Below are 14,211 nucleotides of genomic sequence, written 5' to 3'. Positions count from 1 at the left end.
ACACTCTCACCTGTTCCCTGTTAAGAGTTCCCTATTCCCTGATTTAATAGTTGTTGAATCTTCTCTACTAGAAATTTCAACTTTATTGGTTTAGTTAAATAGTCATTGGCTCCAGCTGCAATACATTTTTCTTTATCACCCGGCATGGCTAAGGCTGTCAAGGCAATAATTGGCGTATCTATAAACTGGTGATCAGCACGAATGAGACGTATGGCTTGTAATCCATCCATCCCAGGCATTTGGATATCCATAAGAATCAACTTGGGATGTTGTTCTTTAGTGAGAGTCACAGCTGCTTGACCATTTTTTGCCATAATTATGTTATATCCCCTAGCACCTAGATAGTTGGAGATGGTTGCAGTATTGGCTTCGTTATCTTCTGCCAGCAAGATGAGATGTGGGGCGTTCGGTTCAATTGGTGAGGCTATTGGGGTAGTTGTGGGAGCAATAATCAGTGCATTTGTTGAGGAATGATCTGGGTGTTGAAGTTTATTTAATGTTTGGCGGATTTGGTCGCGGCTAATAGGTTTAACGAAGTAATCACTTGCGCCTAAAGATAATGCTTGCGATCGCTCATCAACTACCGAAATGACAATTACAGGAATATTTTGAGTCTCTGGATGTGCTTTTAGCTGCCCTAGAACTTCCCATCCAGATAAGTTGGGTAACTGGATATCCAAAAGTATCAGCACTGGACAAAGACGTATGGCTTCATCAACTGCCCCCTCACCCTTAGTATATATGGTGGTTTGCAGATTCAGTTCATTCAAATATCTGGCTACCTGTTCTGCTGCAACTATTGAATCTTCGATAATCAGCACGTGAGAATTTTCGGTGTTAGGATTACGCATTGGGTATTTCGTAAAAGTTTTTTTCCCTGTTCCCAATTCTTTGTCCCTATTCCCCACTGCCATACAGGGTATACGAACTGTAAAACAGCTACCCTTACCTACCTCACTAGTTACTGTGATTTGACCCCCATGCAATTCTACCAGTCGCTGTACCAAAGCTAAACCCAATCCTGTACCATTGTGCTGACGGTTCAGACTGCTATCGATCTGCACAAAAGGTTGGAACAGTTTATCTAACTCTTCTTTAGCAATTCCAATTCCGGTGTCAATTACTGAAAAGCAAATCCATTGACTTGGGGACTGGGGACTGGGGACTGGGGACTGGGAACTAGATATAAAGTTATTCTCCTCTGCTCCTCTGCTCCCCATTTCCTGCTGTACCAGTAACTTGACGCTGCCGCCGTTAGGAGTGAATTTAACGGCGTTGTTGAGCAAGTTAATGAGCATTTGACGAATACGACGTTCATCTACAACTAAATCTGGTATATTCGGGGGGATATCTACAGCTATATGAATATTTTTTTTCAATGCCTGTTGTTTAACAAATGTCAAACTAGAATCACAAAGATAGGTACAAGCAACGGGAGCGAGTTGCAGTTCTAGTTTGCCTGCTTCAACTTTTGAGAGATCAAGAATATCATTAATCAATTCTAGTAAGTGTTTACCGCTGCGTTCAATCGTTTTGATTGCTCGTGTTTGGTGATCGCTAATTTCATCAAACACCCCCTCTAATAACCCTTCTGACATCCCCAAAATCGCATTGAGAGGGGTACGCAGTTCGTGACTCATATTAGCTAAAAATTCATCTTTGAGGCGAGTAGCACGAGCAAGTTCGGCGTTAGTTTGGCGTAATTCGGCTTCCATTTGCTTGCGTTCTGTCATTTCTAAGGCCGCACCGATAATTTGTTTAGGTTGATTTTCAGCATCCCGGCTAAATAGGGTATCATGGCTGAGAAACCAGTGCCAGTGGCCTTGGCGATCGCGCATCCGATACTCAATTTCCCAGATATCCTGATCGTTAGCTGTGGCAAAACGAGCATGGTGGATAGCCATTTTGGGGATATCATCGGGATGGGCGAGTTGTAAAAACAATTCTGTCCCCATGCTTTGTATTTCTGCGGGAGAATAGCCGAGCAATCGCGCAATTTCTCGGTTAATGTAAATGTTGCGTTTTTCCTGCAAGTCGTAGATGTAAAGAATATCTGGGCTGGCTTCGGTGATACATTGAATTAAATACTGACTTTCTTTCAAAGCCATTTCCGCTTTTTTCCTGTCCGTGATATCAAGGGCTGCACAGGTTACACCTTCTATCTCGCCATGGCGATCGCGCAGTGGATCAATTGTCAAGACATAGCAAATAAAATTATCTTCTGTACCGATGACAATTTCTTCTCTCATGCCTTGACCTGTTTCTAACACCTGACGTTTCCAAGTTTGTAATTTTTCGGCATCTTTGGGTAGAAACAGATCAGTATCAAACCTAGCAACCACTTCTTCAGGTTTATAGCCCAAAGCGGGGTTATAGATCCAGGTATATCGCAGATCAAGGTCTTGATTAAATACAACAATTGGGGAATTGTTTAAAGCAATGCGGAAGCGTTCTTCACTGTAGCGTAAGGCTTCTTCCGCCGTGCGTCGGCTGGTAATATCTTCATAAGTTACTAGAATGCCAATAATATTACCGTCAGCGTCCCGCAATGGTACTTTATTAGTTTCTATCCACATTAAAGAACCATCCGGTTTATGCAGAGTTTCTTGGATGTGCAGTTGTGGTTTACCGGTTGTGAGTACCAGGCGATCGCATTCTAGGTAAAAATCCACCTCTTCACGAGTTGCAGATATATCATAAGGATCTCGTCCGATAATTTCTTCTGGGGTTAGACCAATATCTTCAGCAAGGATGCGATTACAACCTCTAATCACTGATTGATGATCTTTCCAGAATACACGCTGCGGGATAGTATCTAAGACCAATTGCAGCATAGCCTGTGATTCTCGTAAAGCAGTAGTCCGTTGTTCTACTCTAGCTTCTAGTTCTTCATTGAGTTGTCGAAGCTGTTCCTCTGCCTCCTTGCGCTGGGTAATATCCTCGGCAAAACCAGCAATACGGTAGACTTTCCCATCTTCATTTTCGATAGGAAAGGCGCGATCGCGTATCCAACGCACTATGCCATCAGGTTTAATAATCCGGTACTCTTCATCATATTCACCTAGTGTAGTTTGATTTGGTATTGCTTTTATTACCCGTTTTCGATCATCTTCGTGAATAGCAGCGATCCAAGTTTTAGGTTGCTGGTAAAGGTTTTCAAGACTCCGACCCCAAATTTTTTCGTATTGGCGACTGACAAAAATGATTTCCGACTTTTCTATATTGGTCATCCAAATTACTTCTGGCAAGTTTTCTGCTATTTGTCGAAACCGTTCTTCACTGTTTCTGAGGGCAATTTCTGCCAGCTTGCGTTCTTTTAATGCAGCTTGTCTTTCATTAATATCAACAAATGTGACTACTACTTGTTTGAGGGTTTTATCACTGTTAAATTCGGGAAAAGCATTCACCAATAACCAAATTTGGGTTTTGCTTTGGGGTCGATTTACCCCAGCCACATAGTTTGTCAGGGGTTGAAGTGTGGAAATCACCTGATTGATTGGGTATTCTGAAGGTGGCATCAATGTTTCATCTTCCCTAAAGAAATACCAAGCCGGATCTAAGGCTGTTTTCCCCTGCATTTGGGAGATAGTTAGTTCTAACAGTTCGCAGGCTTTAGCATTAGAGGTGAGAATACTGGTATCGACTCCATGAACTATCAAACCCAAGGGCAGATTTTCCACCAACAGCCGGTATTTGGCTTCACTTTGACGCAATAATTCTTCAGTTTGTTTTAAATCGGTAATGTCTGACAGTGACATCAAAAAGGCATCTTGACCTTCCCAAGCAATGGCCGCAGCTTGCATATTCACCGTGCGTCGCTGGCCAGATGCTTGCAGCACTTCAATTTCTTCTACTCGATGACTATCATAATCATAAGGAAGCGCAAAGGGCCAGCCACAAAGGATCTCAATATCTCTACCAAACATCCTCGCAGCCGCAGGGTTGACGAATACTATCTTACCTTGATGATCCACGGTGACAAGACCACTGGCACTGGTTTCGACGATGGTTCGCAAGCGTTCTTCACTATCTTGTAATGCTCTTTCTACTTGTTTGCGTTCAGTGATATTCCGACAGGAATAAAGCAGCGTCCCGGCACCAATTTTTACTTGCTTGACATTCACTAAAACTGTATGTTTTTTACCCTGTTGATCGAAAATATCGCACTCAATGTTGGTAATTTCACCAGAGAAGGCTAACTGCTGCGGATCAAATAAATTTTGACTGATGAGAACTTGAATGTTGCCTATCTGAGCCACATCCTCTACTGAATAGCCAAAGAGAATATCGACGTTAGGGCAGATAAAAGTAAATTTACCCTGGTCATCCGTAATAAATAAGGCATCAGAAATGTTGTTCAGGGTGGTGCGGTAAAGTTCTTCAGATTCGGCTAAAGCAGCTTCGGCACGTTGTCTTTCTTGAAGTTCTAGCTGAAGCCGATGATAGAGATCGGCTTGCTGGATGGCAATGGCAAGATGAATAGATAGTTGTTCCAGTAATTCTGTTTCTTCTGGTTGCCAAATTCGTGCAGCATCATTTTGACAAGCCAGCATTAATCCCCAGAGTTGATTACCAACAACAATCGGAACCAATATCTTAGCTCTGATTTGCAGGCTTACCAATAATTGCCGATGACAGGGACTCATATCATCTGTGGCAATGTCCTCAACAACTTGAATTCGTCCATTAATATACTGTTCAATCCAATCGGGTGTAAAACAAGGATCACTGACTGATTGCCCCAGTAAAGATAACCATCCTGGTTTCACGTCTTCAGCAATAATGATGCCAGTGCCATTGCCATGATATTGATAAACAAGTACGCGATCGCAATTCAAAAATTGTCGTATTTCAAGAGCGATCGCATTCAGGGTTTCTTGCAAGTCCAATGATCTTCTAATTCGGCTAGTAATCCCGCTTAACAACCTTTCCCGTTCGGCTTGTGACTGTAACTCTGCTGTGCGTTTTTGTACTTCTTGCTCTAGTTCTGCATTTCTAATCTGCAATAATTCCAGCTTTTCTACCTCTAACCGTGATACCTTCTGCTTGAGATTGTCTACTAAACTATAAATATCCAGAGGATTCAAGGCTTGTAGTAAGGTAGTTTGGGTGACAATCCCTAGTAGTTCTCCCTGTTCACCAGTAATCACAACCCGATTGATGCGCCTGGACTGCATCAGCGTTAATACTGTTAAGAGATTGTCGTCGCGAGATAAAGAAAAAACTGGGCTACTCATGACTGCCCCTGCCTGAATGCTCTGTAGGTCCAGCCCTAATGCCTGAAACTGAACAATATCACGTTCGGTCATAATACCTACTGGCATCAGCAAAGAATTTTCCTCTTCGACAATGATCACCGAACTGACGTTATCCCGCGCCATTAACTTGGTGATATCTAACACATAAGTTTCTGGAGTAGCTTTAACAATGCGACTGCTCATAACTTCCGATACCAGACGTAATCTCAACAGATCTACAGGACGCAGCAGTTGACGCAAACTTTCATGGGTGAGCAGTCCTGCTATTTGCCCATGATCATTTAAAATCGGTAGATGACGAATCCGGTGGCGTTGAAATAAATTGAGAGCCACAAAAATATCAGTAAACTCCGACTGCCTCAAAGTGATTACAGAGTGAGTCATGACATCAGCGATCGCCACTCCTGCAATTTGTCGCCCCTCCGCACTCAATCTCACCACATCGCGCTCTGTGAAAATTCCTAGTAGCTTAGTTTCCTGCATCACTAGTACACAACTAGCACGGCAATCAGTCAACAGGTAACTAGTATCAGATGCCTCTTCCGGCAAAGTACAACTTCCCCTGGCGTTACTCATGAGGGCGATCGCCTCAGATGCTAGTGTATCCGCAGTCACAACTAACGGAGTATCAGCAACTGCCTGTTCGAGATTATTTGCTTCAATCAGGGAAGAGAACAACATTGATGTCTGAGGTAGGGTGTGGAGTTTTGCGGGGGAATACTATTACTGTATAGGGTCTTAGAGGATGTTTTAAAAGTTTTGAATGTATAAATAAACCCCTCTCCAAACCTCTCCCCGCGTCGGGGAGAGGCTTTGAAACCCCCATTCCTTCGTAGGGAAGGGGGGTTAGGTTGCTGAAGATTATTGGTTTCATCTAATACTTTTCAAACAACCTCTTATACCTTGAATTTTTGATTTGTTGGGGAAAAAGCGTCATGGGTAAGAGTTAAAGATTTTTTTGCTCTTTTACCGTTTAACCGACCACTATTGCGATTTATCGTTAATTATAACTAATCAACCAAACATAAAATGATGTGGAGGTTTAGCAATATACATCTCCGGTAATTAAATGTGCGTGGTTTGAAACCCTTGTAGAGACGTTCCGGCGGAACGTCTCTACCATATTTCCGGAGAGGTCTAATGCTAAACCCCCTACTTGTAGAGGTTTTTAAACAACAACAGGACTTACAGAACTGGCATATTAGTAGGGTGCGTCAGATGTGAAAAATCCGTTTATTAACAGGATTTATTTTGATGTGACACTTGCGTAAGTCCTAAACAATATAAGGTGAATTAATGGCCGCTACACGACCAGCATCAAGCAAAACTTGATACACCATCACAGCTACCTCAGCCCGTGTAGCATCGCGGGTAGGGTTTAGTAATTTCGTTGTTGGATAATTAACAATCATCCGTTTTTGCATAGCAATTATTACTTCATCTTTGGCGTAGCTAGGAATTTTTGCTTGGTCATCGAAAGATATATTGCTGGTTGCCGAACTTGCAGATAACCCCAGTCCATTTACCAAAGAAACAATTACTTGTACACGCTGAATATTTTGGTTAGGAGCAAAGGTATTATTAGGATAACCAGAAAGAAATTGCCCTTGATATGCCTGCTGAATAACTGAGAATGCCCAAAACTTATCTGACACATCCTTGAAGTTGATCACAGGACGTTTATTGGGTGGGTTGAAAGCTTTTACCAATAATGCAGCATATTGCGCCCTTGTCATGGTTGCATCGGGTTTAAATCTGCGGTCTGGATAACCCTTGATAATATCGAGTCTGACTAATTCCTGAATAAACGCAGCTGCCCAATGATTACCAATATCAGTTAATGTATTGGTTGGTGTTGGTGTTGGTGTTGGTGTTGGTACAGGTATTGGTATTGGTGTTGGCGTTGGTGTTGGTGCAGGTGTTGGTGCAGGTGTTGGCGTTGAAATCCCAACAAACTCGATTTTTCCCTTAACTTTAGACGCATCTATTTGATTTCCCAGAGAAACCAGAGTGTTGGTAGTGGCATTTTGGACATCAAATTTACCATTACTACGAAAGATATTACCACCAGGACTATTGGTACTACCGATATCAGGTAAAGCATTAGAAATTACTGTCAAACCATCATCAGTATTATTTTCACTAAGATTATTCCGTAATATAGGACGTGAACTACCAGAAACTACTATCCCAGAACGGTTTTCGTAAATTCTATTATCTGTAAGTGTGGGAAATGCAGTATCACTGATAGCAAGACCAAAACCTGTTTTCACACAGATATTACCTTGAAATTGACCTTGGGAATTTTTGGCAATGGAAATACCATTGGCAGCATTTTCACTAAAAATATTACTTTGAATCACAGGGTTAGCATCACCTGTGGCAAAAACTCCTTCACGGTTGCATTTGGTAAAAGTGCTATTAGCGACGGTAGGTGTACTCGATTCAATCCAGACAGCAGTGCCACGACTAGCAGAATTAGTTACAGTCACCCCTCGCAGTTCTGCATTATTCAATAATACAAAGGTGACGTTTTGACCGGCAAAAGTACGACTCAAATAATTACCACTACCTTCGATGAAAACGCCTTTACCTTTGTTAGCCTCATTACCTACTACTATCACGCCAACGGCTACAGTGAGAGGAAAGGTTTCACCACTAGCAGCATTGTAATTACCATCTGCAAGTTGAATTTTATTGGTAATAGTAGCTTTTTGTAAAGCTTTAGTAATGCTTTTGAATGGGGCTTGTTGGCTACCAGGATTAGTATCAGCACCCGTAACAGGATTTACGTAAAATGTTTGGGTCATAATTATACTCTTAAACAAGACATAGACATATTAACTTAATGATTGAGTTTTGATGTGAGGGGTGATAAACCCATAACAAAATGTTGCAAAGGTGATTGCACTGATAAACGCCACCAAATTGCAATTGTTGGTTCTACTGTACAATCAAGGTGAATGGCATAACTGAACCAGCAGATTTGCAAGTAAAGATGAGATTTATAAGCTAATAACCAGGTTTTTTCATAACGCACCAAATCGCTAATCCATGCAGGTTCAATACTTTCTTCCTGAGCAGTTTTGACGATAAAATTAGCAAACGAGATCGCATCATTTTGATGTTTTTTTATTCCTGGTGGTAAATAAGTCTCTGCATATCGCCAAAATAAAGCATTAAAATCTTTACCCAATACTCGCGCAGTCCGTGGTAATAATTCTCGTACCTCTCCCAACCGTTTCCATTTGAGAGAGTTGGCGAAAATATTCACATCCTTAGCTGAAAGTTGAGATAACTGTTGTATTTCATCTAAACTCAATCCTAAGTCTAAACCGACAACATCAGGATTAGCAAAAAAACGCTCTCTCAACTGAGAATTAGTATAAAGCTGAGCGAAAAATTTTTGAGTTTCTACTAAACCCATTTGCCATGACTCCTGCCAATTTCTCTCGCTTGTTGTAATTCCCCAGACAATTCTGCAAAAGTCGGTAAGTTCTCATCCCTTTCTAACACAATCCCCTTCACAGATGCACAAGCTACGACTTTATTCATTAATTCCCAAACTTCGACAGGTGTAGATTGGGAATGGCTATCAATCAATATCCCATCATGCCAATGCCCACCAACAAAATGTAACTGTACGATGCGTTCCCAAGGTAATTGTTGCAAGAAATCATCAACATCATAGCCGTAATTTACAGCATTAGTATGGAGATTGGTAATATCTAACAATAATCCACATTCAGAACGTTCTAAAACTTCTGTTAAAAACTGAGCTTCTGTCATTTCAGCACCGGGAAGTTGCACCATATAAGTAATATTTTCTAATATCAATGGTACATCAATCCAGCGACGCACTTGGGCTATGTTGCGACAAAGTATCTTTACTGCTTCCTGGGTATAGGGTAGGGGTGATAAATGCCCAATATCAATCCCTCCCGCTTTGGTAAAACAGATATGTTCACTCCACCAAGGAGGATTAAGTTGTTGAATCAATGCTGCTAATTTGCGTAAATAATCTATATCTAAACCTTCAGCACTGCCTAATGATAAATTAATGGCATGGGGAATAATAGGAAAATGCGCCGCTAATACTTCTAATTCCTGGTGTTTTTCCAGTGGCGCATCTAAATAATGTTCGGCAACTATTTCCAAAAAATCAACCTGTTGACGATTCAGAAATAAATCACTTTTGAAAGGTTGGCGAAAACCTAAACCTACACCTAAAGTTGGTAGATGAGATAGCATTATTTTTAATCTCCACCACCACCACCACAACCACCACAACCACCACCGCAAGAACTACCGCTACTGCAAGAACTACCGCTACTGCAAGAACTACCGCTATTGCAAGAACTCCCGGTACTGCAAGAACTTCCGCTACTACAAGAACTCCCGCTACTGCAAGAACTCCCGCTACTGCGTGAATTACTACTACGTGAATTACTACTACGTGAATTACTACTACGTGAATTACTACTGCGTGAACTACTAGCTTTCAAGTCTGTTAGGGAAGAAAATGCGTCTTTTAAGGAATTATGGGAACTACCAGCAAGGGCAGAAATACCAAATAGTGCTACGACTAAGTTGTAGTCGAGGGCAGAAGGGGTATCATTACTAGTTTGTTGAATTTTCCCTTTTAACTGCAAGAAAGTTTGTTTCAGTTGTTGCAGATAAGCTATTCCTCGATAACTTAGGCGCGATTGCTGTTTCTGATTATTTACCAATGTAAACAGAACCATCACAGAAACAAAAGCCATAATAATCAGAAAAACCACGTTAGAATATCCTCGGCTCAAGGCTATCGTTAACTTATAAGAGCCTAGACTAAGAATAATTATTGCTCCAATCCAGCCAACTTTGGTATTTGATTTTTGCCCATCTTCTACATACAGCAATTCTTCATCAAGCAGTTTCTGCTGATAAATATGACAGTATTCCTCGACCTTCTTTTCTAACGTATCATTTGCCAACCATAAAGAGTGAAAAATATCTTTGCTAAGAACCGAAAAAACCTCACTTTCTAGAGGCTGTAATTGAGATACAGGTGGATGATTAGATATTTTATTAATGCGGTTTTGTTTGATTTGTAAATAACCTAACTGAATTAAGTTTAAAACTGCTACTCTGACCACACCTGTTACACCTGAAGACAAGTAAGCAATTTGATATGGGTCTGGTTCAGCAGAAATTAAGGGCAGAGGTTTATTATGAGTAGGATTTTGTACAATTTGCCAGCAGATGAACAAAGTTATGGCAATCACACAACCATAAAACACTAGAAACTCTGGACCGTACATATCTGCAATTGGGTTATGTAGTAATATATCCATGATATTTTATCCTTGATATTACTTTCACCGTTAAGATTATACATTAGAAGTCACCGCTTTTACGGAAAAATAGTCATAATCCTTGTAAATCTATAAGTAAGTGGGCGTTAAAAATTGTCGTTATGACAAGGGAACAGGGAACTCTTAACGGGGAACGGGGAAGAGGGTTTTGGTGAATTTACTTTTTGGTGAAAGACTGTATCTCACTGCTGCTACTTTCTTTCTTAATCAACATTTATCAACGGCAACTTAGTACCGCACCTTTTACAAAATTCTGCATCTGCATCATGAAAACTTAAACCGCAATTTGCACAAACAATTGGTACCTGATTAGCAGTTTTTACTAAGCGTTTAATTAAATCTCCGACCTGCCAAGGAATCAACGCTACTCCTGTTAAAATCATCAATACGGTGAGTAAACGCCCTAATTCAGAGATTGGTATTAAATCTCCAAATCCTACAGTTGTCATTGTCACCACTGAAAAATAAAAGGCATCTAAAAAAGTGCCGAAGTTCTGTGGGTTAACTGGATGCTCAACTTGATAAATTAAGCCAGAATAAACAAAGATGATTGCAAATAAAGTAAATAATATCCGCGTAAAAATTACGCCATCTTCGCTGCTAATACTACCAAATAAAAATCTACTATCTATAAACCTGATTAAACGCAAAATTCGGAACCATCGCAATAAGCGGATAAACCTAATATCTACAAAGCCGATTAAAGATGGTAAAATAGCCAGTAAATCAATAACCGAATAAAAGCTAAAAATATAGTTAATTTTATTTTCCGCACTCCATAAGCGTAACAAATATTCTCCAATAAAAATTATTAATATGCACGTATCTAATGCCCTTAATTCTAAGTGAGCATCATTGGAAATATTATAAGTTTCCGCTACAAAAATTCCTGATGATAATAAAACTAAAAACGCAATTGTTAAATTGATTACTTTACCAATTGGTGTTTCTAAGTCTGTTAAGTAAAATTCTATTTTTTCTCGATTTAGTAACATCATACGCAAGAATTCAGGAGTCAGGAGTCAGAATAGTTGCCATATTAGGAATATAGGAGGCGGGCTTTTCGTTAAGTTATCAAGTTTGACACTCTGGGTTTTATTGGCTAATAGCTGTAAAGCCCTGGAGACATAGCTGCGCTTACGGCTGAATGCTTACCATTATGGCAAAAAATACATAATTCACGGCAATAACACCAAACATGAGCTATTATAGGGGATTATCCTGTTCAAATCTCCTGTGAACATGAACCAAGAAAACCAAGAATATTTTATGCGTTTAGCCATAGAAGAAGCAAAAAAAGGAGACTCACCTTATGGTGCTGTGATAGTTAAAGATAATCAAGTAGTTGCAGCAGCTTATAATACTGTTAGGCGAGACAGTGATCCATCAGCCCATGCAGAAATTAATGTCATTCGCAATTTAACTACTAAACTAAAAAACCCTTCTTTAGAGGGCTATTGTATATATACCACAGGTGAACCTTGTCCCATGTGTGCTACAGCTTGTGTATGGACGGGGATATCAGAGATTATCTATGGTGCTTCCATAGCAGATTTAATTTCTATTAATCAAGGACAAATCAATATATCTTGTGAAGAAGTTATAGCTAAATCATTTAGAAACATCAAGGTAACAAAAGGAATTTTAAGACACGAATGTCTAGAATTATTTGCCTAAAAAAGCCCCGGCAATATAATATACCAGGGCGTTTGAGTTTATGGCTAAAGGCAACAAGTTTGAGAAAAAATAAGCACAAAAAATTTGATTAATTTAATCTGATTAATTTTCCATACTTGCGCTTACATAGAGGATGCACCAGTAGCAATAAGACGTTTGAATAAGGCTTCTGACCAACCAGTTTCTCTAAGCACCGCAGATGAGGAAACTTCTACATAAGCTTGCTCAATAAAAGCTAGATCAATCATACAAATTCTACCCAATGCGTCTTTTAATTCTTCTGATTTGGCATCAACTTTTGAGAGTTTACCAACTTCATGAACGACCATTGCCATCGCTGGGACTACGTGTTGAGGTCCAATTCCAATCTTGACATGAACAAGCCCAATATGCCAACGACTGTTAGCATAAGATTCACCCCAAGCATCGACTCCTGTAAACATTTCATGAAACCATTTAATGTATGTTTCATGTAACCGATGAATTCGTCCTTCGGTTTTATTTAAAATTGCATTCATTTCTTCATCACGTCCTAAGTAAGTATAGAAGTGATCTGCCATGGTTGAAGCAATTCCTTTCCCCCAATCCGCATTGGAATTCAGAATAGATTTATCTTCAGAAGTTAAACCAATTCTTTTTTCCATCATGGTCATAAAAGCGGTAGGTTCCATAGTCATAATTTTCCTTCCTTAAAAAGTATAGATGTGAGTAAATCCAGTTAGCAATTAGCAGTTAGCAGTTATGAGTTGTCAGTTTTTAGTGGTGATTCTCTCCCCACTTTCACCTGTCACCTCTTATCTGTCAATTTTCACCTGTTTGTTGAATTAAGTCTTTTGTATACTCTGTAAAAGATTATATGTTTATTTTTTCTCTTTTACCAGAGTTGCCAAATTATGCACCTTGTATTATTAATCTATGCCTAAATGTTGCACCAAAATTGCTTTTTTAATTATGAGGTTTTACTACGAAGAAAACCTACTAAATTTTTGAGAAACGATTGGCTAACAGATGGCTTTTCTGTGGACTTTTCTGGAGATTTTGCTGTGGGTCTACTTGCAGGTACAGTCTCCGGTACTGGTTCTGGGAAAGTGATTGTGGGAGTGGGCGCAGAAATAGATTCTTCCAGAGTGAAAGTGGGTGTAGCAGCAACCATAAAATACTCTTCTGCTAAACCAACTACAATCAGTCGGAAAGCAATTTGTTGTACGGTTGCTATAGGTATTGTCAGTTGATTAGCAATATGCTGTAAAGAAACCTGCCCGTTAACAAATTCCCACACTTGCCATTCTTGAGCATTTAGCTGTAGTTTGGGCTGTTTGACCATCAAACCTGACAAACCTGAAGTTGGGTCTGGAAGTTTTTCTTCTAAAGCATTCCAATCTCGCAATGCACGCAGACCAATTAATATGACCTCAGTTGCGGACATACTCAAACCAGTCATTTCCCCTAGAGGTAATGTTGGTGTTGGCTCAAATCTAAATAGAGCGTCCTTGACTTGGAATAAGGCACATACTGGACGCAAAACTTGGCTATTAAATAGCACTTTCAGTTGTTCTGGCTGCAACAGTCCCTGAGACTTTAAGCATAGCCCCAGTGGTGAGTTAATAAAACAAGAGGAAATTTGAGTTACTCTGGATATTACTCGCTCACTGATCCACCCCCTTTGAGCAATCATTAATGTTAAGCCTTGTTGATCTAATCGATCAGATGCGCTGACTATACGACCTTGATGTAACCAGATATAATAAACTTGCTTTTTCTTTTTATCATGTTCTTCAGCTAAAAATTCAATGTAAAGTATACCTGTTTTTTTACCTTGATCTAAAAACTGAAGTAGTTCGGGTAAGGAAAAATCTGCAAAGTTACCAGTAATAGTCATAATTTACCTCCCGTATAAAAGGATTAAAATATGGAAATAA

The 14,211-nt window shown here is 39.9% G+C and carries 9 protein-coding genes; 1 reads left to right on the top strand and 8 read right to left on the bottom strand.

Features of this window, described 5'->3' with window-relative positions:
• Positions 1-20 precede the first annotated feature (20 nt).
• From H6G06_RS22070 to H6G06_RS22045, 6 genes are all read right to left on the bottom strand, one after another.
• Positions 21-5,939 carry a PAS domain S-box protein gene (locus H6G06_RS22070; protein WP_190564086.1) on the bottom strand — a complete coding sequence of 1,973 codons (5,919 nt, stop codon included), beginning with the start codon at positions 5,937-5,939 and terminating at the stop codon, positions 21-23.
• Between the two features lie 593 nt (positions 5,940-6,532).
• Positions 6,533-8,068, bottom strand: a complete 1,536-nt coding sequence (locus tag H6G06_RS22065; protein ID WP_190564084.1) for a DUF1565 domain-containing protein — start codon at positions 8,066-8,068, stop codon at positions 6,533-6,535.
• A gap of 35 nt (positions 8,069-8,103) precedes the next feature.
• Positions 8,104-8,685: a hypothetical protein gene (locus H6G06_RS22060; protein WP_190564082.1), complete on the bottom strand. Its 582-nt coding sequence runs from the start codon at positions 8,683-8,685 to the stop codon at positions 8,104-8,106.
• Entirely contained in the window at positions 8,676-9,509 is an 834-nt protein-coding gene (locus H6G06_RS22055; protein ID WP_190564080.1) for an MbnB/TglH/ChrH family RiPP precursor modification enzyme, read from the bottom strand. Before H6G06_RS22055 ends, H6G06_RS22060 begins: the two co-directional genes overlap by 10 nt.
• A gap of 5 nt (positions 9,510-9,514) precedes the next feature.
• Complete coding sequence (locus H6G06_RS22050; protein ID WP_190564078.1) at positions 9,515-10,594, bottom strand: TIGR04222 domain-containing membrane protein; 1,080 nt, start codon at positions 10,592-10,594, stop codon at positions 9,515-9,517.
• 224 nt (positions 10,595-10,818) lie between these two features.
• The gene (locus tag H6G06_RS22045) at positions 10,819-11,610 is read right to left on the bottom strand and encodes an ion transporter (RefSeq protein ID WP_190564156.1); all 792 of its coding nucleotides are present in this window, start codon (positions 11,608-11,610) and stop codon (positions 10,819-10,821) included.
• A gap of 247 nt (positions 11,611-11,857) precedes the next feature.
• Here H6G06_RS22045 and H6G06_RS22040 point away from each other — a divergent pair, with 247 nt between their 5' ends.
• Positions 11,858-12,292, top strand: coding sequence for a nucleoside deaminase (locus H6G06_RS22040; protein WP_190564076.1), 435 nt, complete (start codon positions 11,858-11,860; stop codon positions 12,290-12,292).
• 122 nt (positions 12,293-12,414) lie between these two features.
• Here the strand turns inward: H6G06_RS22040 and H6G06_RS22035 are convergent, their stop codons facing one another.
• On the bottom strand, positions 12,415-12,969 hold the full coding sequence (locus H6G06_RS22035) for a protoglobin domain-containing protein (protein WP_190564074.1): 555 nt from the start codon (positions 12,967-12,969) through the stop codon (positions 12,415-12,417).
• Positions 12,970-13,241: 272 nt separating this feature from the next.
• Positions 13,242-14,171, bottom strand: coding sequence for a DUF4388 domain-containing protein (locus H6G06_RS22030; RefSeq protein WP_190564072.1), 930 nt, complete (start codon positions 14,169-14,171; stop codon positions 13,242-13,244).
• Positions 14,172-14,211 lie beyond the last annotated feature (40 nt).

It is taken from the genome of Anabaena sphaerica FACHB-251, assembly GCF_014696825.1.
Lineage (GTDB): Bacteria > Cyanobacteriota > Cyanobacteriia > Cyanobacteriales > Nostocaceae > RDYJ01.
The sequence above is the reverse complement of the archived record's forward strand: the minus strand, read 5'-3'. Positions and strand labels throughout refer to the sequence as shown.

Excerpts from the sequence above, each read along its gene's own strand:
- H6G06_RS22070 (WP_190564086.1), bottom strand. The coding sequence starts at position 5,939 with ATGTTGTTCTCTTCCCTGATTGAAGCAAATAATCTCGAACAGGCAGTT.
- H6G06_RS22065 (WP_190564084.1), bottom strand. The coding sequence starts at position 8,068 with ATGACCCAAACATTTTACGTAAATCCTGTTACGGGTGCTGATACTAAT.
- H6G06_RS22060 (WP_190564082.1), bottom strand. The coding sequence starts at position 8,685 with ATGGGTTTAGTAGAAACTCAAAAATTTTTCGCTCAGCTTTATACTAAT.
- H6G06_RS22055 (WP_190564080.1), bottom strand. The coding sequence starts at position 9,509 with ATGCTATCTCATCTACCAACTTTAGGTGTAGGTTTAGGTTTTCGCCAA.
- H6G06_RS22050 (WP_190564078.1), bottom strand. The coding sequence starts at position 10,594 with ATGGATATATTACTACATAACCCAATTGCAGATATGTACGGTCCAGAG.
- H6G06_RS22045 (WP_190564156.1), bottom strand. The coding sequence starts at position 11,610 with ATGTTACTAAATCGAGAAAAAATAGAATTTTACTTAACAGACTTAGAA.
- H6G06_RS22040 (WP_190564076.1), top strand. The coding sequence starts at position 11,858 with ATGAACCAAGAAAACCAAGAATATTTTATGCGTTTAGCCATAGAAGAA.
- H6G06_RS22035 (WP_190564074.1), bottom strand. The coding sequence starts at position 12,969 with ATGACTATGGAACCTACCGCTTTTATGACCATGATGGAAAAAAGAATT.
- H6G06_RS22030 (WP_190564072.1), bottom strand. The coding sequence starts at position 14,171 with ATGACTATTACTGGTAACTTTGCAGATTTTTCCTTACCCGAACTACTT.